Annotated in this window: 20 protein-coding genes; 14 read left to right on the plus strand and 6 right to left on the minus strand. The window is 52.3% G+C overall.

Features of this window, described 5'->3' with window-relative positions; translation table 11 throughout:
* Positions 1-104 precede the first annotated feature (104 nt).
* Positions 105-1,496 (plus strand): amino acid permease, encoded by a 1,392-nt coding sequence (locus BKD14_RS13745; RefSeq protein ID WP_075656844.1) that lies wholly within the window; start codon positions 105-107, stop codon positions 1,494-1,496.
* A 36-nt stretch (positions 1,497-1,532) separates the two neighbouring features.
* Here the strand turns inward: BKD14_RS13745 and BKD14_RS13750 are convergent, their stop codons facing one another.
* Both BKD14_RS13750 and BKD14_RS13755 read right to left on the minus strand, forming a co-directional pair.
* A complete protein-coding gene (locus tag BKD14_RS13750) occupies positions 1,533-2,234 on the minus strand; it encodes an LrgB family protein (RefSeq protein WP_075656949.1) in 702 nt (233 codons plus the stop codon).
* Positions 2,235-2,242: 8 nt separating this feature from the next.
* Positions 2,243-2,662 (minus strand): CidA/LrgA family protein, encoded by a 420-nt coding sequence (locus BKD14_RS13755; RefSeq protein ID WP_022711591.1) that lies wholly within the window; start codon positions 2,660-2,662, stop codon positions 2,243-2,245.
* A 106-nt stretch (positions 2,663-2,768) separates the two neighbouring features.
* Here BKD14_RS13755 and BKD14_RS13760 point away from each other — a divergent pair, with 106 nt between their 5' ends.
* The 7 genes from BKD14_RS13760 (at position 2,769) to BKD14_RS13790 (ending at position 12,103) form a co-directional block, all read left to right on the plus strand.
* Positions 2,769-3,650 (plus strand): LysR family transcriptional regulator, encoded by an 882-nt coding sequence (locus BKD14_RS13760; protein ID WP_022711590.1) that lies wholly within the window; start codon positions 2,769-2,771, stop codon positions 3,648-3,650.
* Between the two features lie 185 nt (positions 3,651-3,835).
* Positions 3,836-5,023 carry an acyl-CoA dehydrogenase gene (locus tag BKD14_RS13765; protein ID WP_075656845.1) on the plus strand — a complete coding sequence of 396 codons (1,188 nt, stop codon included), beginning with the start codon at positions 3,836-3,838 and terminating at the stop codon, positions 5,021-5,023.
* Positions 5,024-5,112: 89 nt separating this feature from the next.
* The gene (locus BKD14_RS13770; protein ID WP_139316427.1) at positions 5,113-6,261 is read left to right on the plus strand and encodes a CaiB/BaiF CoA-transferase family protein; all 1,149 of its coding nucleotides are present in this window, start codon (positions 5,113-5,115) and stop codon (positions 6,259-6,261) included.
* Between the two features lie 465 nt (positions 6,262-6,726).
* The gene (locus BKD14_RS13775) at positions 6,727-8,319 is read left to right on the plus strand and encodes a peptide ABC transporter substrate-binding protein (RefSeq protein ID WP_075656847.1); all 1,593 of its coding nucleotides are present in this window, start codon (positions 6,727-6,729) and stop codon (positions 8,317-8,319) included.
* A gap of 110 nt (positions 8,320-8,429) precedes the next feature.
* Complete coding sequence (locus BKD14_RS13780; protein ID WP_075656848.1) at positions 8,430-9,353, plus strand: ABC transporter permease subunit; 924 nt, start codon at positions 8,430-8,432, stop codon at positions 9,351-9,353.
* Complete coding sequence (locus tag BKD14_RS13785) at positions 9,346-10,497, plus strand: ABC transporter permease subunit (RefSeq protein WP_022711585.1); 1,152 nt, start codon at positions 9,346-9,348, stop codon at positions 10,495-10,497. Before BKD14_RS13780 ends, BKD14_RS13785 begins: the two co-directional genes overlap by 8 nt.
* Before the next feature lies 1 nt (position 10,498).
* Positions 10,499-12,103 (plus strand): ABC transporter ATP-binding protein, encoded by a 1,605-nt coding sequence (locus BKD14_RS13790; RefSeq protein WP_075656849.1) that lies wholly within the window; start codon positions 10,499-10,501, stop codon positions 12,101-12,103.
* 41 nt (positions 12,104-12,144) lie between these two features.
* On the opposite strand, the gene BKD14_RS13795 is transcribed toward BKD14_RS13790, so the two are convergent.
* Positions 12,145-13,536, minus strand: coding sequence for an FAD-binding oxidoreductase (locus BKD14_RS13795; protein WP_075656950.1), 1,392 nt, complete (start codon positions 13,534-13,536; stop codon positions 12,145-12,147).
* 167 nt (positions 13,537-13,703) lie between these two features.
* Here BKD14_RS13795 and BKD14_RS13800 point away from each other — a divergent pair, with 167 nt between their 5' ends.
* Positions 13,704-15,218 carry a hypothetical protein gene (locus BKD14_RS13800; RefSeq protein ID WP_075656850.1) on the plus strand — a complete coding sequence of 505 codons (1,515 nt, stop codon included), beginning with the start codon at positions 13,704-13,706 and terminating at the stop codon, positions 15,216-15,218.
* A gap of 63 nt (positions 15,219-15,281) precedes the next feature.
* On the opposite strand, the gene BKD14_RS13805 is transcribed toward BKD14_RS13800, so the two are convergent.
* Both BKD14_RS13805 and BKD14_RS13810 read right to left on the minus strand, forming a co-directional pair.
* Entirely contained in the window at positions 15,282-18,779 is a 3,498-nt protein-coding gene (locus tag BKD14_RS13805; RefSeq protein WP_075656851.1) for an AAA family ATPase, read from the minus strand.
* Complete coding sequence (locus BKD14_RS13810) at positions 18,779-20,080, minus strand: DNA repair exonuclease (RefSeq protein WP_075656852.1); 1,302 nt, start codon at positions 20,078-20,080, stop codon at positions 18,779-18,781. The genes BKD14_RS13805 and BKD14_RS13810 overlap by 1 nt, the downstream gene beginning before the upstream one ends.
* Positions 20,081-20,298: 218 nt before the next feature.
* Here BKD14_RS13810 and BKD14_RS13815 point away from each other — a divergent pair, with 218 nt between their 5' ends.
* The 5 genes from BKD14_RS13815 (at position 20,299) to BKD14_RS13835 (ending at position 23,578) form a co-directional block, all read left to right on the plus strand.
* The gene (locus tag BKD14_RS13815; protein ID WP_022711579.1) at positions 20,299-21,360 is read left to right on the plus strand and encodes a Tim44 domain-containing protein; all 1,062 of its coding nucleotides are present in this window, start codon (positions 20,299-20,301) and stop codon (positions 21,358-21,360) included.
* Positions 21,361-21,502: 142 nt separating this feature from the next.
* A complete protein-coding gene (locus BKD14_RS13820; protein ID WP_075656853.1) occupies positions 21,503-22,381 on the plus strand; it encodes an MBL fold metallo-hydrolase in 879 nt (292 codons plus the stop codon).
* A gap of 2 nt (positions 22,382-22,383) precedes the next feature.
* A complete protein-coding gene (locus BKD14_RS13825; protein ID WP_075656854.1) occupies positions 22,384-22,725 on the plus strand; it encodes a metalloregulator ArsR/SmtB family transcription factor in 342 nt (113 codons plus the stop codon).
* A gap of 4 nt (positions 22,726-22,729) precedes the next feature.
* Positions 22,730-23,155 (plus strand): YeeE/YedE family protein, encoded by a 426-nt coding sequence (locus BKD14_RS13830; RefSeq protein WP_075656855.1) that lies wholly within the window; start codon positions 22,730-22,732, stop codon positions 23,153-23,155.
* 12 nt (positions 23,156-23,167) lie between these two features.
* Positions 23,168-23,578 carry a DUF6691 family protein gene (locus BKD14_RS13835; RefSeq protein ID WP_075656856.1) on the plus strand — a complete coding sequence of 137 codons (411 nt, stop codon included), beginning with the start codon at positions 23,168-23,170 and terminating at the stop codon, positions 23,576-23,578.
* 22 nt (positions 23,579-23,600) lie between these two features.
* On the opposite strand, the gene thiD is transcribed toward BKD14_RS13835, so the two are convergent.
* Positions 23,601-24,434, minus strand: coding sequence for a bifunctional hydroxymethylpyrimidine kinase/phosphomethylpyrimidine kinase (gene thiD, locus BKD14_RS13840; RefSeq protein ID WP_075656857.1), 834 nt, complete (start codon positions 24,432-24,434; stop codon positions 23,601-23,603).
* Positions 24,435-24,436: the final 2 nt, after the last annotated feature.

A 24,436-nucleotide genomic window follows, 5' to 3' on the forward strand; every position in this document is an offset into this window, starting at 1 on the left:
TGGAATCATCCTGCACCGGCGAAGCATGCAGAAAACTAACCAGTGTATTTTCTTGGATTTCAGGAGGGAAAATCCGCTGGCAGATGAATTGTGAGGCATACTGAATGGATACTGCATCGGGGCACCCGCATTCCCAAGAGGAAGAGCCGCATCTTGCCCGTAATCTCAAAAACCGCCATTTGCAGCTGATCGCCATCGGCGGTGCGATTGGTACCGGCCTTTTCATGGGCTCGGGCAAAACAATTTCGCTCGCAGGCCCGTCAATCCTGCTGGTCTATGCGATTATCGGCTTCATGCTGTTTTTCGTGATGCGCGCTTTGGGCGAGCTGTTACTGTCCAATCTGAATTACCGTTCCTTCGCCGACTTTGCCGGTGATTATCTCGGATCATGGGCGCAGTTTTTTACCGGCTGGACCTATTGGCTGTGCTGGATTGTTACCGGTATTGCTGATGTTGTGGCCGTTGCCGGTTATATGTCCTTCTGGTTCCCTGAGCTGGCCTTGTGGATTCCCGCGCTCGGCCTGATCGTAGTTCTGGTTGCACTGAACCTGCCAAATGTACGCAATTTCGGTGAAATCGAATTCTGGTTCGCGCTGATTAAGATTGTTGCCATTGTCGCGCTGATTATTACCGGCGTTGTCATGCTCAGCTCCGGCTATGTATCGCCAAACGGCACTGCAGCGTCCGTTACCCATTTGTGGGATCAGGGCGGCTTTTTCCCGAATGGCTTCTTCGGCTTTGTTGCCGGTTTCCAGATCGCGGTTTTCGCTTTTGTCGGTATTGAACTTGTTGGTACCGCCGCTGCGGAAACTGAAAATCCGGAGCGCAATCTGCCAAAGGCGATCAACTCGATCCCTGTGCGTATCGTGCTGTTCTATCTCGGCTCACTCTTCGTGATCATGACTGTGATGCCATGGAACCAGGTTGACCCAAGCGGCAGCCCGTTTGTCGCCATGTTCTCGCTGGCTGGTCTTGGCATTGCCGCGCATGTCGTGAATTTCGTGGTGCTGACCTCTGCGGCCTCCAGCGCCAATTCCGGTATTTATTCGACATCGCGTATGATTTTTGGTCTGGCAAGCTATGCGCTGGCACCAAAAACACTGGGCAAGCTGAACCACCGACATGTTCCGGTCAATGCACTGTTCTTCTCCTGCACATTCCTGCTCGCAGGTGTTGTGCTGCTTTACGCAGGACAGAGCATTATTGAAGCTTTCACCATTGTGACCACAATTTCGGCTCTGCTGTTTATTTTTGTCTGGTCGATCATTCTGGCATCTTATGTGCAATATCGCCGTAAGCGCCCTGATCTCCATGCGAAATCAAACTTCAAGATGCCGGGCGGTTATGCAGCCATCATTATGGTGTTTGCGTTTTTTGCCTTCATTCTCTGGGCTTTGGCGCAGCAGGCAGACACAGCACAGGCACTGCTGATTACACCGGTATGGTTTGTCCTGCTCGGCGTGATCTATTTCTTCATGCGTAAGAAAAGCGCATAAAAACTGAAAAGGCCACTCATCAGAGTGGCCTTTTTATTACAGAAGAATCCACCGGATCAGCGGCGCGGCAAAGACATTGACCAAACCGACCAGCACCATCACCAGACCGGCAATGGTGCCTTCTTCCTTACCCAGTTGCTGGGCTTTGACCACCCCTGCACCATGCGCGCCCATGCCGAATAAAGCGCCACGGGCAAGGCCGGATTTCAACGGCAGAAAACGCAGGATTGTATCGCCGAGTGCTGCACCGATGACGCCGGTCACCACCACAAACAAAGCCGTCAGATTAGGAATGCCGCCAATATCTTCAGACAAAGCCATGGCAAAAGGTGAAGTCACAGAACGCGGGATCAAGCTAAGACGCAAACTGCCGTCAAGACTGAGCAGCGAAGCCAGCCCCCATGCCGAGAGAATGGCAACAGAACTGCCGACCAGCACACCGAACAACAAAACCGGCCAATATTGCCGGATGACTGCCCGTTGTTCATAAATCGGCACCGCAAAAGCAACGGTTGCAGGACCAAGCAGCATCACCAGCCAGTGTGTTGCGCTATTATATTCCGCATAGCTGGTGCGCATCAGCAGCACTGCCGCAATCAGCAAAACCGGCGCGGCAATGAGCGGTGAAAACCAGACACGCGGCCAGCGACGGTAAAGCTTTTTCGCCAGCAGATAGAACAGGATCGTTGCCGCAGACCACAACACCATCATTCCGAGTGCGGGGGTGAGATAGTCCATGATCCCGCTCATGATGAATGTCTCATCTTTTGCAAATGGCGGCTCAGACGCAAACCCGCTTCAACTGCCAATGCGGTGGAGATCATAACAATGACCGTGCCCAGTAAAATAACCGCGAGAATTTTCAGACCCAGCAGACCGAAAAACTCATGGTGATCGAGTACGGCAAGAACTGCAGGGATAAAGAACAGCAGCATCTCTGCCAGATACCATTGCGCACCACGGCGCACGGTCAGCAGGTTCATACCGCCGGTCATCAAAAGTATGAATAACAGGAACAAGCCGATGACACTGCCCGGCACAGGCAGATGCGTTATTCTGGCGATACCCTCCCCCAAAGCCCAGAAACCGGCGATCAAAGCGATCTGGCCGATCCGGCTGTTTTGTACCCAATGGCGGACTCCTCCCGACATTTGAGCTGGAGACATTTTACGGTACTCTTTTCATGCAACTTAATTTTCTCCTTTATACGCCATCCGTATTCATGATAAAAATGAATTGATTGAATAGAAATAAGTCCCAATTGGAATAATAATGGAACTGCGCACATTGCGGATATTCGCCGAGGTTGTCCGCCAAGGCGGCTTCACACAGGCTGCCAAGACTGTTTTCCTCACGCAATCAGCTGTCAGCAAAGCCGTGCGTCAGCTTGAAGACGAACTTGGCGTAACCCTGCTCGACCGTAACGGCCATAAATCGGTGATGACCGATGCAGGAGAAGTGGTATTCCAGCGCGCCTTACGTATGCTGGCAGAACAGGATGATCTGAAAACCGAACTGGCAGAATTGCAGGGGCTGACCAAGGGCGTGCTGCGGCTCGGATTACCGCCAATCGGCAGTGACGCGCTGTTCGCACCGATGTTTGCAATTTACCGTCGTCTTTATCCCGGCATTGATATTCATCTTGTCGAGCATGGCAGTAAAAAACTCGAAGATATGGTGCGCGACGGCGAAGTGGATCTTGGTGCCTCCCTCCTGCCTGCGCCTGATGAATTTGACTGGCAGAATGTCCGCAAAGAGCCGATTGATGTGCTGATCCCCGCTTCGCACCCGCTGGCCGATCAGCCCATTATTGCCTTGAAACAATTACAGGACATGCCGTTTATTCTGTTTGACAGTGCTTTTGCGCTCAATCCGATTATTCTGAATGCCTGTCGCAGTCAGGGCTTCACGCCGTCCATTGCCGCACGCTCCAGTCAGATTAATTTCATCATCGAGCTGGTTTATGCAGGGCTTGGTATCGGCTTTCTCCCGCGTCTGATCGCCGAACAACGGGTGCGCGACGGTGTCCGCCATATTACACTGACAGAACCCGATCTTTCATGGGACATGGCATGGGTCTGGCGGCGCGGCGCTTATCTGCCTCATGCGGCGCGTGCATGGCTGGAACTGGCAGCGCGTTTTCAGCACGGATAAGGGCTGGCAGGCATTATTGTCAGGAAATTCAGGCTCGTTTCTCCCGAACCGCCTGATAAAACCGCACATATCCAAGCTGGGCATTGCCGAGTTGATGCGTAGAATTCATGACTAAAGTGCAAATAAGGGTTTGCAGTTTTGGGGTAGTCGTCTGAGAATGAGCCAAATTTTTCGGGAGATAGTAAATGAGTGACATGACAAAATTTTCATGGAGCGATCCGTTCCTGCTCGATGATCAGTTGTCTGATGATGAACGCATGATCCGCGATTCCGCTGCGGCTTTTGCCAAGAGCGAATTGCTGCCGCGCATTGAAGAAGCCTATCTTGAAGAAGCTGTGCAGCCTGAACTGTTCCGCCTGATGGGTCAGGCCGGTCTGCTCGGTGTGACATTGCCGGAAAAATACGGCGCGGCGGAAGCCAATTATGTTTCCTACGGTCTTGTTGCCCGCGAAGTAGAGCGCATTGACTCCGGCTATCGTTCGATGATGAGCGTGCAGTCCTCACTCGTGATCTACCCGATTTTTGCCTATGGTTCGGAAGAGCAGAAAGACAAATATCTGCCGGGTCTGGTATCCGGCGAGCTGATCGGCTGCTTTGGCCTGACCGAGCCTGATGCCGGTTCCGATCCTGCAGGCATGAAAACCCGCGCGGAAAAAACCGCGACCGGCTACAAGCTGCACGGCTCGAAAATGTGGATTTCCAACTCCCCGATCGCCGATGTGTTCGTCGTCTGGGCGAAATCCGTTGCCCATGACAATCAGATCCGCGGTTTTGTGCTTGAAAAAGGCATGAAAGGTCTGAGCGCACCGAAGATCGGCGGCAAGCTTTCCCTGCGTGCTTCCGTCACCGGTGAAATCGTGATGGACGGCGTGGAAGTCGGCGAAGATGCCCTGCTGCCAAATGTTTCCGGCCTCAAAGGTCCGTTCGGCTGCCTTAACCGCGCCCGCTATGGTATTTCCTGGGGTGTTCTCGGTGCGGCAGAAGATTGCTGGCACCGTGCGCTGCAATATGGTCTGGATCGCAAGCAGTTCAACCGTCCGCTGGCGCAGACACAGCTTTTCCAGAAAAAGCTGGCTGATATGCAGACAGAAATCACGCTCGGCCTTCAGGGCTCGCTGCGTGTTGGCCGTTTGATGGACGATCATAAATTTGCACCGGAAATGATTTCGCTGATGAAGCGCAACAATTGCGGTAAAGCGCTCGACATCGCCCGTCAGGCTCGCGACATGCATGGCGGCAACGGTATTCAGATCGAATATCACGTGATGCGTCATTCGCAGAATCTGGAAACAGTGAATACCTATGAAGGCACCCATGACGTTCACGCGCTGATCCTCGGCCGTGCGCAGACCGGTCTTCAGGCATTCTTTTAATAACTGATAATCGCCCGCTTCCCTCTGTATGGCGCTGATTTTTCAGCGGCATAACTGATGGAAGCGGGTTTTTCATATCCGGAGCAAATCTGATGCAGGCGCCGTTGGAAGGCATTAAAGTCGTTGAACTGGCACGTATTCTTGCAGGGCCATGGATTGGCCAGACATTGGCGGATCTCGGTGCCGATGTCATTAAGGTAGAAAGCCCCGAAGGGGACGATACACGCAAATGGGGTCCGCCTTATATTGACGACGGTGCGGAACAGTCAGCCGCCTATTATCATGCCTGCAATCGCGGTAAACGCTCGATCATCTGCGATTTTCGTGAAGATGCAGGGCGTGAGACCGTTCTCAAACTCATCAAAGATGCCGATATTGTCATCGAGAATTTCAAACTCGGCGGCCTGAAAAAATACGGCCTTGATTATGAAACCCTGAAGGAAATCAATCCGCGTCTGATCTATTGCTCCGTCACCGGTTTCGGCCATGACGGACCTTATGCAGCGCGTGCCGGTTATGATTTCATGATTCAGGGCATGAGCGGCATTATGGATATTACCGGCGATCCAAAAGGTGAGCCGCAGAAAATCGGCGTGGCACTGGTCGATATTATCACCGGTCTTTACGGTGTCATCGGTATTCAGTCCGCGCTGCTGCATCGTCAGGTAACAGGTCTCGGTCAGCATATTGATATGTCGCTGTTTGATTGCATGACCGGCGTTCTCGCCAATCAGGCAATGAATTTCCTCGCTTCCGGCATAGCGCCGAAACGTCTCGGCAATGCGCATCCGAATATTGCGCCTTATCAGACATTGCCGGTGAAAGACGGCTATTTCATCATCGCCTGCGGTAATGACGGCCAATTCGCCAAACTGGCAGGTTTGCTGGAGCTGTCGGAACTGGCTGAGGATGAGAAATTCCGTACCAATGCGGCTCGCGTACAAAACCGCGATGAACTGACAGCTCAGCTTGAAGCAAAAACATCTGCATGGTTGCGCGATGATCTGTTGGCCGCACTGGAAAAGCTCGCTGTACCGGCAGGGCCGATCAATACCATTGCCGATGTGTTCAGCGATCCGCAATTTATCGCCCGTCAGATGCGGGTGGACAATCAAGGTGTTCCGGGACTGCGCACGCCGCTGAAATTCTCCAATGCAGAACTGAAAACCGGCCTGCGCTCCCCGCGTTTAGGCGAGCATACAGAGGAAATTCTGGCAGAATTGAACTCTGAAAAATAACCAAAAACTGCACTTCAGAAGGCCGCTTTCAGCGGCCTTTTTATTGGCTGATCGTCCGGTAAAACAGGCGATGACATATTGCTGTTACAAAACTGACTCGTGATTTGGCTGATTTGCCTTCAGAATGAAGGTCTTGCCCGCTAAAATGGCGGGGTTTTTATCCACATAACGGCAAATTTTTTTCGTCAGCCATATTTATTGTATTTTACTTAAATTATCAGTGTTGATAAAATATTTTATCCCATTGAATAATATGATTTTCTGGCAATTTGTTTTAGTTTCGTTCTTTGTAATAAAATTTTAGAATTAGCCAATAATATTGCGATTAATAACAAAGTTTCTCTTTTGTTTTAAAATAATCTCCTTCGACTAAAGGCGCACGGCTGAGAACTGAAAATAGATGTTTGACTCTGCCTGAAAAACTCATACTAGAATCCGTCTCAGTACTTTAACAGGGAGGGTTATATGTATCGTAAAATTTTGCTCGCAGGTGTCTGCGCACTCACACTGACCGGCGCTTTTGCCGGTGTGGCATCTGCCGAAGTCGTTCTGAACCGTGGTAACGACACAGATCCGGCAACATTGGATCATCACCGCACATCCACCGTTTCCGAAGGCCGCATCATGGCCGATCTCTATGACGGCCTTGTCCGTCAGAGCGCCAAAGGCGAAGCTGTTGCTGCCACCGCCAAGTCCTGGGATATTTCCGAAGACGGTCTGGTTTACACATTCCACCTGCGTGACGATGCCAAATGGTCGAATGGCGATCCGGTAACTGCCGGTGATTTCCTGTTCACATTCCGCCGCATTATGGATCCTAAAACTGCTGCCGGTTATGCCAGCATGCTGTTCCCGATCAAAAACGCTGAAGATGTGGTTGGTGGTAAGAAACCACTTGAAGATCTGGGCGTTGAAGCGGTCGATGATCTGACCCTCAAAATTACGCTGAAAGGCCCGACACCGTATTTTCTTGAGCTGCTGACCCACCAGACCGGTCTGCCGATGAACAAGAAAAGCGTTGAAGAAAACGGCGACAAATTTACTGCTGCCGGTAAAATGGTGACCAACGGCGCTTATCAGCTGGTCAGCTTTACGCCGAATGACAAAATTGTCATGAAGAAAAACCCAAACTACTATGATGCGGATAAAGTCCAGATCGACGTTGTAAACTGGATTCCGTTTGAAGACCGCGCCAGCTGCATGCGCCGCTTTGAAGCCAAGGAAGTGCATATTTGTTCTGACGTTCCGGCTGAGCAGCTGACTTATGTAAAAAATAACCTCGCCAAAGAATTCCGTCTGGCGCCATATCTCGGCTCCTATTATCTGCCGGTTAAAGGCAAAACCGCTGATAGCAAGCTGAAAGACCCACGTGTGCGTGAAGCCATTTCGATGGCGATTGACCGCGAATTCATTGCAGAGCAAGTCTGGCAGGGCACCATGCTTCCGGCCTATTCGGTTGTTCCTCCGGGCATTGCCAATTATGTTGAAGGCGGCGTGAAGGCTTCCTATGCCGGTGAAGATACGCTGGAGCGCGAAGACAAGGCCAAAGCCCTGTTGAAAGAAGCCGGTGTTGAGCCGGACAGCTTGTCAATCGAACTGCTCTATAATACGTCCGAAAACAATAAGAACACGATGGCCGCTGTTGCCGATATGCTGAGCAATATCGGCATCAAAGCCACGCTCAATGAAACCGAAGGCGCGACCTATTTCAACTTCCTGCGTGAAGATGGTCCTTTTGACATCGCCCGCGCAGGCTGGATCGGCGATTATAACGATCCGCAGAACTTCCTGTTCCTCACTCAGAGCGATGTCAGCTTCAACTACTCCAAGTGGAAGAACAAAGACTACGATGCTCTGATGGAAAAAGCCGCAACCACAACAGACCTGAAAGCCCGCGCGGAAATTCTTGCCGATGCGGAACGTCTGTTGCTCAAAGAAACAGCCGTTATTCCGGTGCTGTATTATTCATCACGCGCTCTGGTCTCCGAAAATATCGAAGGCTGGTATGACAACCTGATGGATGCACACGCAACCCGCTGGCTGTCGCTCAAACAGTAAGTATTTTTACTGGCAGGCTGCATATTCACCTATGCAGCCTGTTGCATATCAAACTATTTTAACTTTGCCGCAGCCATTATTTTTATGAAGGCTGCAGTCAGGAAAATTATATGTTGAGCTATACGCTGCGGCGGCTGGCCAGCGCGATCCCGACGATATTTATCATCATCACGCTGACCTTCTTCATGATCCGGCTTGTTCCGGGCGGCCCGTTTGATCTTGAGCGCCCGATTGATCCGCTGATCCTCGAAAACCTGAAAAAAGCCTATAATATGGATGCGCCTTTATGGCAGCAATATCTGATTTATTTAGGCAATCTGCTTCAGGGTGATCTGGGCCCGAGCTTTGCCCGCCGTGACTTTACGGTCAATGATCTGTTCGCTTCCGGCCTGCCGGTTTCCATCATGCTCGGTGGTCTGGCTCTCACACTTGCAGCCATTCTCGGCACAGTGCTCGGCGCGCTTGCTGCCCTGCGCCAGAATTCATGGCTGGATTATACCATTGTTGCCGTAGCAACATTCGGCATCACCACCCCCAATTTCGTTGTCGCACCGCTGCTCAGCCTGTTCTTCGGCGTTATTCTCGGCTGGGTGCCTGCCGGTGGCTGGTCTTCCGCCAATTTCACCTATTGGATTTTGCCGATCACCACACTGGCACTACCGCAAGTGGCGGTGATTGCCCGCTTAGTGCGCGGCTCAACCATTGAAGCCCTGCGTGCCAATCATGTGCGCACCGCCCGTGCCTATGGTCTGCCTGCCCGCATCGTCGTTGGCGTTCATGCATTGCGAGCCGCTCTTCTGCCTGCTGTCTCCTATCTGGGACCAACAGCTGCAGCTTTGCTCACCGGTTCGGTGGTTGTGGAAACCATTTTCGGTATTCCTGGTATCGGCCGTTATTTCGTACAAGGCGCATTGGGGCGCGACTATACATTGGTGATGGGCACTGTTGTCGTCATCTCGGTCTTTGTCGTGCTGTTCAACCTCGTTGTTGACCTGATCTATGCTTATCTTGATCCACGGGTGCGCTATGACTGATATCTCAACAAATATGCCGTCTCACGGCGCACCGGAAGGCAACACAGCTGTTGCCGGCCGTTCCCTCTGGCAGGATGCATGGATCAGACTTCGCCGTAACCGCGCCGCTGTTGCCAGTGCCGTTGTGCTGATTTTCCTGTCGCTCGTCGGTATTTTCGGGCCGATGGTCAGCCCGCATCCCTATGAAAAAATCTATCCGCAATTTGTACGCGTGGCACCAAGCCTTGAGGCTTACCCGCGTGCGGATACGATTATTCCCGGCCTTGAGCGGGAAATGGCGCGCGCGCGCCTGAAAGGCGGAGAACCGGAACTTGCCGGTTCGAAACTCACTATTGACGTGACCTCAAGTGCAGGACGTGAACTGGATCAGCGCGTTCTGCGTTATTTTGAGCGTTCCGATCTGTTCAGCAATCCGAGCCTTGAACTGGCAGCCGACAAGCTGAGCGGCAAGCTCTCGCTGGATGTGGCACGGAATTACTTTTTCTTCGGCACAGATAATCTCGGCCGCGATATGATGACCCGTACCTTTATCGGGGTACGTATCTCATTGGCTATCGGTCTGCTGGCTTCTGTTATGGCGCTTGTACTTGGCGTCAGCTATGGCGCTATTTCCGGCTATCTCGGCGGGCGTGCTGACAATATCATGATGCGTATTGTCGATATTCTCTATTCTCTGCCCTTCATTTTCTTCGTCATTCTGATGCTGGTGTTTTTCGGGCGGTCGATCATCATCATCTTCATTGCCATCGGTGCAACGGAATGGCTGGATATGGCACGTATTGTGCGCGGTCAGACCCTGAGTCTCAAACGGCAGGAATTTGTGCAGGCAGCAGAAGCGCTCGGTGCAACACGACGCGGTATTATTACCCGTCATATTATTCCGAACGCGCTGGGGCCGGTGATTGTTTTCGTTACCCTGCTGGTACCGAAAGCCATTCTGCTCGAAAGCCTGCTGTCCTTCCTCGGCCTTGGTGTTCAGGACCCGATGACATCGCTCGGCCTGCTGATCTCTGAAGGGGCGCAGAATATGCGCGGTGCTTCATGGCAGCTGATTTTCCCTGCAGTCACCCTGACACTCATTCTCTTTGCGCTGAACTTCCTGGGCGACGGCCTGCGTGACAGCCTTGATCCGAAGGACCGTTAAGATGACAGCAGAGACAGTCTTATCTGTACGCGATTTGCGCGTAACATTTGAAACCAATGACGGGCCGGTTCATGCGGTACGCGGTATCAGCCTTGATGTGAAATCCGGCGAGACCGTCGCAATTGTCGGTGAATCCGGTTCCGGCAAAAGCCAGACAACCATGGCGATCATGGGATTGCTATCGTCGAATGGTAAAGCGACCGGTCAGGCGCTTTATCGCGGTCAGGATCTGGTCGGCATGTCCGACAAAGAGCTGAACAAAATCCGTGGTGCCAAAATCACCATGATTTTTCAGGAGCCGATGACCTCACTTGATCCGCTTTATAAAATCGGCGATCAGCTGGCTGAGCCTTTGCGTTTCCATCGCGGAATGAGCAAAGCGCAGGCACGTCCGCGCATTCTGGAACTGCTGAAACTGGTCGGTATTCCCGAACCGGAACGCCGCATCGACAGCTATCCTTATGAATTATCAGGTGGTCAGCGCCAGCGTGTGATGATTGCTATGGCATTGGCGAATGATCCGGATATTTTGATAGCCGATGAGCCGACAACGGCGCTGGATGTAACCATTCAGGCGCAAATTCTGGAACTGCTGGCCGATTTGCAGAAGCGCCTCGGCATGGCCATCGTTTTCATTACCCATGATCTGGGTATTGTGAAACGTTTTGCCGATCAGGTCTGCGTCATGCGCTCCGGTGAAGTGGTTGAAAGCGGTGCAACGGAGAAAATTTTTTCCTCTCCCGAGCATGCCTATACAAAGATGCTGCTGGATGCAGAGCCGGAAGGCACCAAAACGGCGCCACCGGCAACTGCACCTTTGCTGATTGAGGCAGATGATGTGTCGGTCACGTTCAATCTGGCAAAAGGCTGGTTGAAACCGCAGACGGTTCTGCGCGCGGTGGATGGTATTTCGCTCAACCTCAAACAGGGGCAGACCATCGGCATTGTGGGGGAATCCGGTTCCGGCAAATCCACACTTGGCCGTGCTATTCTGCGCCTGCTGAAATCGGACGGACGTATTGCCTATCTCGGCAAAGAACTGCCAACAGACCCGCAGGAAATGCGCCCGAAACGCCGCGAATTACAGCTGGTATTTCAGGATCCGTTCGGCTCGCTCAGCCCGCGTATGACAGTGGGGCGGATCATCACCGAAGGGCTGCTGATCCATGAGCCGGAACTCTCTGCCAAAGAGCGGGATATCCGTGCGGGTGAAGCGCTGAAAGAGGTTGGCCTTGAGCCTTCAATGCGCAACCGCTATCCGCATGAATTTTCCGGCGGCCAGCGTCAGCGTATTGCGATTGCACGCACCATGATCCTGAAACCGAAAGTCATTGTGCTGGATGAACCGACCAGTGCGCTTGACCGCTCGGTGCAAAAACAGGTGGTAACGTTGTTGCGGGATCTGCAGGAAAAATACGGCCTGTCTTATCTGTTCATCAGCCATGATCTGGCAGTGGTACGCGCCCTCTCCGACTATATTCTGGTGATGAAAACCGGTAAGGTCGTCGAAGAAGGCCAGACCGAGCAGATTTTTGATGCACCGCGTGAGGATTATACCAAAGCGCTGATGCAGGCTTCCATGAGTGAAAAACGCTTCGGAGCGTAAAGATCAAAAGGCCGGAGTTGAAGCTCCGGCCTTTTTCATTATCAGTCCAGAACTTTACCCGGATTGAGAATATTATGCGGATCAAGCGCCGCTTTCAGTGTCTTCAAAACCTGTAATTCGGCAGCGCTCCGGCTGTAATGCAACCACGGTTTTTTATGCAGACCAATACCATGTTCAGCTGAAACCGAGCCTTTGAATGTGCGGATAATGTCATAGACAATATCTTCAACCGCACGGTCATCTTCGGTAAAATCCGTATATTTCGTAATATCAATATGGAAATTACAATCACCGACATGGCCGAAAAACAGGCTGGTCATACCCGGATAGCGGTTCTGCAATGCTGCCTGAATAGCATCTACCGCTGCACCAATCTGTGTTTGCGGGACTGACACGTCAAAACCGATGCACGGGCCTTCATGGGTCATGATTTCCGCAATGGCATCGCGCATTGTCCAGAATTCTTCGGCCTCACGATGGGATTGAGCAATGGCAGCATCGGCAATCCAGCCCTCTTCCAATGCATGTTCCAGAACCGACTGGAACAAATCCGCTTCCGCATCCGGCTCAGCGCCCTGCATATCCATCAACACATAAAGCGGATAGCTGCCTTCGAGTGGTGCGCGGGCATATTTCGCAGCCATGTTGTAATAGTCGCCCCACATGGCTTCAAAAGCGCTGACGCGACCGGAAAGACGCTTTTGCGCATAATTCAGCAAATTCAGGGCATTCTCAAAATTCTCAAGCGCAACAACTGCGGCATTGGCACCGCCGATCCCCGGACGCAGACGCAGCACGGCACGGGTCACAACGCCCATTGTGCCTTCCGCACCGATAAACAGATGCTTCATATCCAGCGCCGCATTGTTTTTCGGCATTTCATTCATCATGCTGAGAATTGTGCCGTCTGCCAGCACCGCTTCAAGCCCCAGTACCAGATCACGGGTCATGCCATAGCGGATCACACGATTGCCGCCCGCATTGGTGGAAATATTGCCGCCGATCTGGCAGGAACCGCGCGCGCCCAGATCCAGCGCAAAATTCATGCCTGCATTGCGCGCTGCATCCTGAATATTCTGCAAAATGGCACCGGCCTCGACAATCATCGTTCCGGCCTGCACATTGATTGTCTCAATGCGGTTCATATTGCGCAGCGACAGAAGCACACAATCCTGTACCGGCACCGCACCACCGGCAAGGCCGGTCAGTCCGCCCTGCGGAACAACTGCGATACGGTATTCATTGCAGAGCTTGAGAATTTCAGAAACAGTTTGTGTATCCCGAGGCAGAACCAGAGCCAGCGGTGTGCCGCCCTGCTCGTCGCTCCAGTCACTCAGATGCGAAATATCAAGATCAGAACCGGTTTGAATGTCTTTACCGAGAAGACCGGATAGTTTTTCCAGCAGTAACTGCCGGACAGAAGCGCTTTGCATTTCATTCCCCTTGATTTGTGAGATTATGTTTATTGGAATTGGTTCTGAATTGTTATAGGGATTTACAAAATTATTACGCTTCAGGTCGTTCTGTTTTTTAATAAGTTCGGCAGCAATCATCCTGCGGTCAAAATTAATATTGTCCGTTCTTTTTACTGAGGTTTCTCATGCCATTGAATATGTCCCGCTCTGCTTTTGCCAAAACTTTCGTTCTGACTGCTGTGATCGCGCCGCTTTGGGCTGGCACTGCACTGGCATGGACAGGTGATGATGTTGCAAAGCGTCTGCAGGCTCTGCTCAAAGAACAGATGGTGGAACTGACATTCTCCAAAGCAGAAACCGATGGCAAAAATGTCATTCTGCATGATGCAAAAGCACAGATTGCTATGCCAAAAACTTCGACTGACGAAACAGAAGAAGTGGAAAAGGACGAGAAAGACAACGCCCCTGTCAATCTCGGCAAGATTACGCTGAGCAATATTACCGAGGGCGAGGGTGATGTTTATCTCATTGAAAAAGCCGCATTTGATGATGTCAAAATCGTTGAAGACAACAGCGTTTTCACCACCTCTGATATCCGCTTCAACAATGTCAAATTGACCAAAGACCCGAAAGTCGATCTGCTCGGCCGTATGCAATATGCCGAGAGCTTTCATCTCGGTGCCATCAGTGTCACGGTCGAAGGCAAGCCGGTTTTTGAACTGAACGGCGTACATTTCGCGCAGGAACCTTTCAGCAAAGAAAAAGCCAGCAATTATAGCTGGGGCATTGAGGCGCTGAAGGTTGATCTTGAAGAAGCGAACCGCATCGATCAGGAAAAGAAGAAAAAAGAAGCCGCTGAGTTTCAGAAATCTGTAGAAGAAGCCACGAAGGCGGCAGAAGAAGCTGCGCAGGAAGCAGCAGATGCCGCGGAAGCGACCACCGAAAGTGCTGCATCGGCAACCGATGATGCCGCCCTTGCTGACAAGGCTGATGCTGCGGTTGCAGCCGATGCGAATACAGATATTGCCACAGACAATACTGACGAGACGATTGAAGACAGCGGCGACGCGGAAGAACTGGCAGAAGATACCAGTGACCTCGACATGGACGCAATCCGTGCGCTTGGACTGGAAAAAATTCACCTGACCATGGATGGCAAAGGCACCTGGTCACCTTATAGCGGCGAATATACTGTCGATCAGATGACCATTAGCGGTCAGAATATCGGTACCTATAATTATAAGCTCGCAATGGGCGGTTATAATCTGAAATTCATCAAAGCTGTGCAGGATCTGCTGACCAGTGTGATGGAAGACGGCGGTGACAACACTTCCATGCAGATTGCAGCCGTGGGCATGTTGCAGAACCTGTCCATCAGCAATATGGAATTGCGTTACGATGATGCAAATTTCTTCGGCAAAGTGCTGGACTATCAGGCAAAAGAACGCGGTATTACCCGTGAAGCTCTCGTGCAGGAAATGAAAGACCAGCTGCAGATCGGCGTTGCTTATTTTGAAAATGAGCCGCTTGTTGTTGAGGCCGCTAAGGCCGTGGGCGAATATCTGGATGCACCGAAATCAATCAGCTTTAAAATTCAGCCGGAAAATCCGGTGACCTTCGGTATTCTGACAGCGGTTGGTATGGCCGAACCAAAGAAACTCTGGTCAGTGCTTGGCGTTAAAGTCGAAGCCAACAAATAAAATACATATCAAACAAAAAGCCTGCATCTCCGGATGCAGGCTTTTTTATATCTTCATTTTGTATCAGAGCTGATGCAGACGCACATCCGGATACACATCCTGCGCAATGTCACATAAATGTTGATGATGAGTCAGATAGATCACCTGCCCCTGACCGGCCATTTGTGTGAAAAGCCGGAAAGTTTCCCGCGCACGGTCATCGTCAAATGTTTCCATAATATCATCAGCGATAAACGGCATCGGACGGCGCGACACAAATTCATAATAACCGGCGATACGCAAAGCCAGATAAAGCTGAAACCGCGTGCCCTTAGACAATTGATCCGCCGTTTTTGAACTGCCATCAGCAGCCACAGCAATCAGAATTTCACTATCCTTGTCGGTCTGCGTTGTCAGCTGGCGATAACTGCCCTGACTGATCGCGGCAAAGGCCTCTGATGCCTGCGCCATCATGGATGAGCGATGCTGATCGCGATAAAGGCGCAAAGCCTGCTCCGCCGCGCTGATACCAAAACGCAGACGCAAATATTGTTTCGATTTCTCTTCAATCTCCAGCAATAAGGTACGGCGCTGTTCATCCAGCTTTGCAGCACTGTCATCACCGGCCTGTGCCTCACGCAAAAGCTGCTCAGCCTGCATTTTCAGGCGATATTGTTCCTGTTTATGCCTGTCCTGTGCCTCATCCTGTTCACGCAGACCCAGCAATTGCTCTTTGAGCTCAGCACTATCGGCTTGCGCCAGCAAGTCTTCAGCTTCTGTCGGATTTGCCAGTTTCAGCAAATGGATAATCGTTTGCTCTTCATCCGTCAGCATTTGTTCCAATTGCGCTTTTTTAGCACCGGCCTGAATTTTAAAACCGGCATCTTCCAGCGTATCCGCCTGCAATTGCGTGAGCATAGCCTGCTTTCTGGCATTCAACTCACTGGCTTTCTGGTTCAGTTGCAACCTGTGCTGTTCCGCTTCCGCCAAACGACCTTGCAGCTCTTGCAGTTTTTTGTGTTCTTCTTCTGCTTTACGAATGCGCTGTGCGCTATGCAGAGCAAGCTCGGCGACCGGTATCCCCTCACCCGCCGATGTCTGCACTGGCAGACCGAGACGCTTCGCCAAAGCTTCCGTCTCACGGCGATAGGCTGCCTGATCGTCGTGCATCGCATGGATACGTTGCGCCAGATCATGACTGCGCTCAAGTGCCGGAGCCAGTTCTGCCATCAGGTTCAGAATTTCACGCACCTCATCCAGCGCCGGAACAGCATCCGCCTGCCCCAGCCATGTGGCCTGACAAGTGCTTGCCCAGTCTTTCTGCCACTGCGCATCCTGCGCCTGAACCTCATCAGCATTTTTACGGCGAAGGCGTAATTCCTGCTCCCGCTCTGCCAGTTCGGCCTGCAAACCGGCATAAAGCTGAAAACTCTCATGCAGCGTAACGGCCTGTGTCTGGAGTGCGCTTAAGCCAGTTTCCGCAACAGCTACGCCGACCTGTTGTAATGCAGTGGTCAGATCAGTTTCCGCCTGCCTGATCTGTGTCAGTTTTTCATCACGTGATCGGCAGGCGCGCAGCCAAAGCTGACGTTTCTGTAGTAAAGCTTCGCGCTTTTCCATCCAGCGCAATAAACTGCCTGCAGACAGTTTCTCTTTGTAGACCGGTACAAGCTGCTGCTGCCATATAGCGAGACGTGCTTCCACAGTCTGCAATTCCGTCTGTGCCGCCGTGCCGGAATTTTGAAGATGGAGGTTCTGTGCCTCAAGCACAGCAAGCCGTTCCCGCAATTGCATGGCGCGAGCAAATTCTGCGGCTTGTGTCAGCCTGTTATGCACGGCCTGATCGTCTTGCGTCAGATATTGCTCAAACGCATCTGCACTTTCAGTGCTCAGGCTTTTACGATGCTGCTGCCATGCGGCATTGCGATTTTGGCGCAGTTCCGCAGCCTGTTCCTGCGTGATAACCAAACTATTTTGCTGCACAGCCTGCAATTGCGCGCGCAATTGCACCATTTCATCGGTGTTTTTGGCCTGATTATCCTGTGTCTGTTGCCAGCGGTTTTGCAGCACCTGCATATCCCGCCCTGCTGCTTCCACTTCCGCCACATCCGGCTCTGCCAAGGCGGCAAGTAGTTTCAGATCAGTCTCAAAATCATCCTGACGATAAGGCAGTGCCTGCCAGATTTCATGCAGTTGCGCTTCTTCTTCCCGTGCAGCCTGATCGGCCAGTCGCAAAGAATTGCTCAAATCCTCACTGCGCAAACGGTTCAGCAGATCATGCAGGCAGCGCATTGATGCAGGATCGCAATGTGCCTGCGTGATGCCGCTTTGCTTCAACTTATCCTGCGCAAGTTTCAGCCGCTCTTCCGCAGCAGCCAATTCCTTGCCGGTCATTTGCAAGGCTGCCGTAATACCGGAGCGCTGCTCAATAAGGCTGCGCAATGCCGTTTCTGTCTGAATATTGATAAGCAATGTGCGCGGATCAGTTTTGATATCCCGTCCCAGACGGATCAGCAACGCCTCAATTTTATGCTGCTCAGCACGTAACGCAGCTTCCCGCTCCGGCAGATCCTTTTCTGCAGTTACAAACCGTGCCTGCAGATCCTGTAAATGTCCGGCAGAAGTGGCGAGATTCAGCGCATTTTCATCAGGATGAATTTCAGCAATTTCCCGTTCAAGCCGCGCTATCTCTGCCGACTGATTTTCAACTCGAACGCGCAATTCCGCATCATCGATCATCAATCGTGGCTGCTCATCAGCAAAACCGGCAGGCACCGCCGGAATATCTGCAAAAGCGGCCAGTTCTTCACGCAAGCGATGCAACCGGTGATAATGCGGCAGCGCATTGAGCATAGCCTCAATCTCTGCAATGCGGCCTCTTATCTGCCCATGCGCAGTCAGAGCCTGCAGATACTCCGCTTCGGCCAGCCGGAAACTGTCACTCAATTTACCATAGCTTTGTGCCGAGCTTTTCGCATCCAGCTCGGCTTTCGCAGTTTCAAGCTCTTTCAATTGCGCATTGAGATCAACCAACCCGCCTGTACGCGCACCAGAACGATAGAACTGATCTGCGCGGCTGCGCAGCAAATTGAGATTCTGGCTGATGCCCGCAAGGCCGGCACTGGCCGAAAACAGCAATTCACCAAGATTACCCTTGCTGGCAAGGATCGCATCGCCGCCTTCTTCCAATGTGTCATCGTCCAGCGAGAACATCATGCGATAGGCATTACGATCAATATCGCCTAATTCGTCGGAAATCAGCGTTTCCGGCAGAACGCGGCCAACCGGATCACTCAGGCTGTTATTACGCGCTTTGGTGCGCACCAGTTCCTGCGTTGCGCCCTGCAATTGCAAGGAAGCGCCGATTTTCATCGCTGAATAAGAATGCAGAAAATCATAGCGGCTTTTATGCTCAATACCGAAGAGCAGATCGAGCAGCGCCGAAAATGTGGTTGATTTTCCCGCTTCATTCGGCCCGTAAATAATATGCAAATCAGGTTTGCCCTGATCTGCCGAACCAAAATCCAGCACATGATCGGTAAAGCGGCCATAGCGGGTGAGATCCAGACGATTAATCCGCATTATGCCTGTTCCTCTGCCTGTGAGGCCGCACTCAATTCTGCCAGCACATCCTCACTGCCCTTTTGCAATAAATCAGTAATCAGAGCCTGCGCCTGTGCTTCATCGCCGCCGAAAACATTGCGCATCTCAGCTGGCAATCTTCTCACCAGAGCATCCATCTGCTCTGCAAGACCGCTTTGGAAATGTTTAGAGGCGGCCAGCTCATCGGCAATCAATCTGCCCAGTTCCTGCAGCGGATCAACGGTCAGAACACCTTCGCTTTTCTGTATTTTGCGCGGCGGGGTGCATTCAAGCTCGAGCTTTTCAATCCAGCAATCACCAATTTGCGCCGCCCTGTCCTCGGCCTCAGCTAGCAACAGATCATGGTCACGGCGCATCTGCCATGCCAGAGGTGTCGTGCCGGTCAGATGCAGACGGGCGACGAGCTGTTCGCTTGCAGTCGCTTCGCGCTTAGCTTCCAGCGCCTCATGCACTGTCGCAATCACAGCACGCCAATCCTCGCAAGCCGAGACATCCACGCTCACCCGTTCAAATTGCGCGATTGATGTCAGCCGCTCTTCTGTCTGCACAGTGCCATCATCATTCACCGTCACAAGCGTTACGGATTTCGCACCGGCCTCATTAATATCGCGCCCTTGCGGATTACCCGCCATTACTACCGTGCTGTTATAATGGCTGGTCGGTGCATAGACCGCCCTCTTATGAATATGACCAAGCGCCCAATAATGAAAACCATGGGCTTGCAGATCATTGACACTGACCGGCGCATAAAGATCATGCCCTTCGGCACCGTTGAGGCTGGTATGCATCAGCCCGATATTCACCGCTCCGCTAACCGGCAATCCGTAATGAGGCAACAGGCTGTCCGGTGCATGGGGTTTAGCAAAACTCAACCCGTGAATGATCACCGGCTGAGCATGATCCGGCGCGGCAACAGTTATCGCGCAGGCTTTGCGGTCAAAAATATGCACGCGTTCCGGCAGGGTCAGCTCTTTGGTAATTTTCGACAGCGCATCGTGATTGCCGCGAATGATAAAAACATCAATACCTGCCTGATCCAGTCGGCGCAGCTGCTCTGCCAGAAAACGTGCGGTTTTCATTGAAGTCTGGTCGCCGTCATAAAGATCACCGGCAATCAGCAGTGCATTCACGCGTTCACTCAACGCCAGATCGATAATGCGTTCAAAAGCACGGCGGGTCGCATTGCCGATCAGCACCGCGAGTTCCTGATTGCGCAAGGCCAGTGAGCGCAGCGGTGAATCCAGATGGATGTCCGCCGCGTGAATGAAGCGATAGGTCAAATCAGCTCCTGAAAAGTCAGGTTAAAGTCTTTGCGCTGACTATGCGACGGGCCGGTTACAAAAATCAATGCAGCGCCGCATTTTAAAAGTGCATAGCTGCCTGTGTTCACCTGACTGAATAAATTCTTGTAAATCATAGGATTTTCTTATGGCAAACACTTACAATTGAAAAATCCCGTTCCTATATGCAGCCAAAGCACTTTTTTCAGGAGACACATATGTTGCGTGCCACCTCACGTTTAAGTCAGTTCACAGTCGCATTGGGACTGGCGCTCGTTGTATCGCTTTCGGCGATGGATATTGCCGATGCCAGACGTGCGGGTGGTGGCAGCAGCTTCGGCAGCCGCGGCAGTAAAACTTATCAGGCACCTGCACCAACGCAGACTGCACCAAATACTGCTGCGCCGATTGAACGCTCCATGACCCCGAATACCGGTGCGCAGACCCGCCCTGCACAGGGTGCGGCGGCTGCCAATGCAGCAAAGCCTGGTTTCTTCAATAATTTCGGCCGTTCCATGCTGGGCGGTTTGCTGGTCGGTGGTCTGATCGGTATGCTGCTGGGCAATGGCCTCGGCGGTATGGCCGGTTTCCTCGGCCTGATCCTGCAGGTTGCCCTGTTCGCAGGTCTGGCCATGCTGGCCATGCGCTTTTTCGCCAACCGTAATAAGCCTGCAACGGCTGCTGCCGGAGCCGGTAATGCTGGCGCGAACCGTGCGAACCCGATGCAGAATCTGGGTGCGCAGTTTGGCAAGCGCGATGACAACACACATGCACGTTCTTCAACCTCTGTACCATCAGCCGGTTTTGGCGCCAATACAAGTTCGGGTGCAGCTGCAAGCATGATGCAGCCTGCCGTGCAGGAAAAGCCTCTGACTGTTTCACAGGAAGATCTGGAGCATTTTGAAAAAATGCTGACCGAAGTCCAGACTGCCTATGGTCAGGAAAATTACGGCACACTGCGTCAGCTGACAACACCGGAAGCCATGTCTTATCTGGCGGAAGAACTTGGCGAAAACGCTACCAACGGCCTGCGCAACCATGTCAGCGATGTGAAATTGCTACAGGGCGATGTGTCAGAAGGCTGGAGCGAAGAAGGCAAGGATTACGCCACCGTTGCCATTCGTTATGAAAGCATCGACTATCTTGCAGACCGCAATACCGGTGAACTGGCTGAAGGCGAAAGCATGGAGATTTCGGAAAGCACCGAAGTCTGGACATTTGTCCGTCCTGCCAATGGCCGCATTGAAGAGTGGAAACTTTCTGCAATTCAGGCAGCATAAGCGCTCTAATTGATGAACTAAGAAAAGCCGCTCTGAATTTCAGGGCGGCTTTTTTATTACCTTTAAATATTTAGATTTTAATGATTGCATTTTTTTGCAATCGAACATATTTAATTAAAAAGATAATGAAAGCAGGTAAAAAATGCAGAAACCAGACATTGCCGCATTTTACGATCAGCGCACCGGCTCGGTTCAATATGTTGTTGCCGATCCTGAAACACTGGACTGCGTGATTATTGATCCCGTGCTGGAATATGATGAAAAATCCGGCCAGACTGCCACCAATCATGCTGATGAGATGCTGGACTATATTGCACGCCGCAGCTACCGGCTGGTGCAGATTCTCGACACGCATCCCCATGCCGATCATCTTTCTGCCGCCCATTACCTGCACACCCGCACCGGCGCACCGACTGCTATCGGCGCTGAAGTCAGACAAGTGCAGAAAATCTGGTGCGAAATCTATAACTGGCCGGATCTGGCCTGTGACGGTTCGCAATGGGATCATCTGTTTGAAAACGGCGAGACATTTAAAGTCGGTAATCTCGATGCCCATGTGATCCATTCCCCCGGCCATACTCTGGCCTCGGTCACCTATGTAATCGGCGATGCCGCTTTCATCCATGATACATTATTCATGCCCGATGGCGGTACAGCGCGTGCCGATTTCCCCGGCGGCAACGCCACTGCATTGTGGAACAGTATTCAGACCATTCTGCAATTGCCGGAAGATACGCGTCTGTTTACCGGTCATGATTACCGGCCGAACGGGCGCGAAGCCCGTTGGGAATCCCGCATCGGTGAACAATTGCAGGATAATATTCATCTCAGCCGCTACCGTGATGAGGCGAGTTTCGTGGCCGCCCGTCAGGCACGGGATGCAACTTTGCCGATCCCCAAACTGATGCTCCATGCCTTGCAGGTGAATATTCGCGGCGGACGTTTGCCGGAGCCGGAAGATAACGGACAGCGCTATATCAAAATCCCGCTCGGGCGTTTTGACGGCGCGCCGTGGGAGTGAACATGTCTGATATCATACCAACTGAAGTCACAGCACCTGACGCTAATGAGCTGCGTGCACGGGTGACCGAGGCTTCCGCCTTTCTGAAAAAAATGTCCAATCCTGATCGTTTGCAGGTGACCTGCGCTTTGGTTGAGGGTGAACTGTCTGTGCGCCAGCTTGAAGATATGCTCGGCATCCGCCAGCCCGGTCTGTCGCAGCAGCTGGCAGAATTGCGTGCTGCCGGACTGATCAGCGCCCGTAAGGAAGGCAAAGCCGTGTTCTATTCTCTGGCCGATGAGCGGGTGAAAATCTTCATCGCCACCATGCACCAGTTGTTTTGTGCACCGGATATAAGGACATAACATCATGGAAAATTTTACCCCATGGTCTGCTCTTGGCGGCGGATTGCTGATCGGGCTTTCTGCGGTCTTGCTGATGTTGTTTGAAGGCCGGATTGCCGGTATCAGCGGTATCGTCAGCAGGCTTTTCCCGCCCTATAGCGACAGTCGTTTTTTATCCCGCGCCGGATTTGTGCTGGGATTACTGGCCGCACCTTTTCTCTATCTGCTCTTCACCGGTGCACTGCCTGCAATCACAGTCGCATCCGATCCGGTCTTGATGATGAGCGCCGGTCTGCTGGTTGGTTTTGGCGCGGTCTTGGGCAGCGGTTGCACCTCCGGCCACGGTGTATGCGGTATTTCCCGTCTCTCGCCCCGCTCCCTGCTGGCGACAACATTGTTTATGGCAGCCGGTTTCATCACCGTCTTCATCATGCGCCATCTCGTCAGTTAAAGTAGGTCGATCATGTCATTTCTGATTAATCTTGTTATCGGTCTGATCTTCGGGCTGGGGCTGGTGATTTCCGGTCTGGCCAATCCTGAGAAAGTGCTGAATTTTCTGGATATTACCGGTAATTGGGATCCGTCACTGGCTCTGGTGATGGGTGCAGCGGTAGTCACAACTTTCATCGGCTATCGCGTGGTTTTTGCCCGTCAGAAACCGCTCTGCGCCGTAGATTTTGATGTGCCTGCAAACCGTAAAGCTGACAAATCCCTGATGACAGGGGCAATCCTGTTCGGCATCGGCTGGGGGCTTGGCGGTATTTGTCCGGGACCTGCGATTACCACGGTGGGCTTAGCCGCAACCGGTACATTGATCTTTGTACCGGCGATGGTCATCGGCATGCTGATAGCCCGTAAAGTGAAGGCTTCCTGATCCCTCAGGAAACCTTCACTCGTCAGTTCATTTGGTCGATCGAATGGAACACAGGACCATGGCCGACTGATCGGCCATTTCCATCTTTCATGCCAACTTCAAGCTGATGCGCAGCACCAATCGCCCGCAACAGATAGGCTTTGGCCTCGCGCACTGCATCCGGCAATGTATTGCCTTTCGCCAGTTCCGCCGCCAAAGCGCTGGAGAGCGTGCAGCCGGTGCCGTGGGTATCCGGCGTTTCAATTCGCGCGGCCTCAAACCATTCTGTATGCGTGTTGCTCAGCAAAAGATCAGGGCAGAATTCACCTGCCATATGCCCGCCCTTCATCAACACGGCTTTGCAACCTTTAGCCAGCAAAGCACGGCCTTGGCGTTCCATATCCTCGCGGCTTTCAGCGACCGGTTGTCCGAGCAACGCCGCCGCTTCCGGCAGGTTTGGTGTCAGCAAAGTTGCCAGCGGCAGCAATTTCTGTGTCAGACTTTCCACCGCCTGCGGGTCGAGCAATGCTGCACCGCCTTTGGCAATCATCACCGGATCGAGCACAATCTGCAAATCCGGTTGTTTGACAAGCTGCTCCTGCAAAACTTGCGCCACGCGGTCAGAAATTTGCGCATTGACGATCATGCCGATCTTAACCGCATCGACCCGCACATCGCTAAAAATCATGGTTAGCTGCTGGGCGACAAAATCTGCCGGTACGGGGAAAACACCGGAAACGCCTTGTGTGTTTTGCGCTGTCAGCGCTGTCAGCGCCGCCATGCCGTAAGTACCGCGCGCAGCAAAGGTTTTCAGATCAGCCTGAATACCGGCACCGCCGGACGGATCGGAGCCGGCGAGAGAAAGAACATTTTTCATGA

Source organism: Pseudochrobactrum sp. B5 (assembly GCF_001939785.1).
Lineage (GTDB): Bacteria > Pseudomonadota > Alphaproteobacteria > Rhizobiales > Rhizobiaceae > Pseudochrobactrum > Pseudochrobactrum saccharolyticum.

Coding starts and splice junctions, on each gene's coding strand:
- BKD14_RS13745 (WP_075656844.1), top strand. CDS start 105: ATGGATACTGCATCGGGGCACCCGCATTCCCAAGAGGAAGAGCCGCAT.
- BKD14_RS13750 (WP_075656949.1), bottom strand. CDS start 2,234: ATGGACTATCTCACCCCCGCACTCGGAATGATGGTGTTGTGGTCTGCG.
- BKD14_RS13755 (WP_022711591.1), bottom strand. CDS start 2,662: ATGTCTCCAGCTCAAATGTCGGGAGGAGTCCGCCATTGGGTACAAAAC.
- BKD14_RS13760 (WP_022711590.1), top strand. CDS start 2,769: ATGGAACTGCGCACATTGCGGATATTCGCCGAGGTTGTCCGCCAAGGC.
- BKD14_RS13765 (WP_075656845.1), top strand. CDS start 3,836: ATGAGTGACATGACAAAATTTTCATGGAGCGATCCGTTCCTGCTCGAT.
- BKD14_RS13775 (WP_075656847.1), top strand. CDS start 6,727: ATGTATCGTAAAATTTTGCTCGCAGGTGTCTGCGCACTCACACTGACC.
- BKD14_RS13780 (WP_075656848.1), top strand. CDS start 8,430: ATGTTGAGCTATACGCTGCGGCGGCTGGCCAGCGCGATCCCGACGATA.
- BKD14_RS13785 (WP_022711585.1), top strand. CDS start 9,346: ATGACTGATATCTCAACAAATATGCCGTCTCACGGCGCACCGGAAGGC.
- BKD14_RS13790 (WP_075656849.1), top strand. CDS start 10,499: ATGACAGCAGAGACAGTCTTATCTGTACGCGATTTGCGCGTAACATTT.
- BKD14_RS13795 (WP_075656950.1), bottom strand. CDS start 13,536: ATGCAAAGCGCTTCTGTCCGGCAGTTACTGCTGGAAAAACTATCCGGT.
- BKD14_RS13800 (WP_075656850.1), top strand. CDS start 13,704: ATGCCATTGAATATGTCCCGCTCTGCTTTTGCCAAAACTTTCGTTCTG.
- BKD14_RS13805 (WP_075656851.1), bottom strand. CDS start 18,779: ATGCGGATTAATCGTCTGGATCTCACCCGCTATGGCCGCTTTACCGAT.
- BKD14_RS13815 (WP_022711579.1), top strand. CDS start 20,299: ATGTTGCGTGCCACCTCACGTTTAAGTCAGTTCACAGTCGCATTGGGA.
- BKD14_RS13820 (WP_075656853.1), top strand. CDS start 21,503: ATGCAGAAACCAGACATTGCCGCATTTTACGATCAGCGCACCGGCTCG.
- BKD14_RS13825 (WP_075656854.1), top strand. CDS start 22,384: ATGTCTGATATCATACCAACTGAAGTCACAGCACCTGACGCTAATGAG.
- BKD14_RS13830 (WP_075656855.1), top strand. CDS start 22,730: ATGGAAAATTTTACCCCATGGTCTGCTCTTGGCGGCGGATTGCTGATC.
- BKD14_RS13835 (WP_075656856.1), top strand. CDS start 23,168: ATGTCATTTCTGATTAATCTTGTTATCGGTCTGATCTTCGGGCTGGGG.
- thiD (WP_075656857.1), bottom strand. CDS start 24,434: ATGAAAAATGTTCTTTCTCTCGCCGGCTCCGATCCGTCCGGCGGTGCC.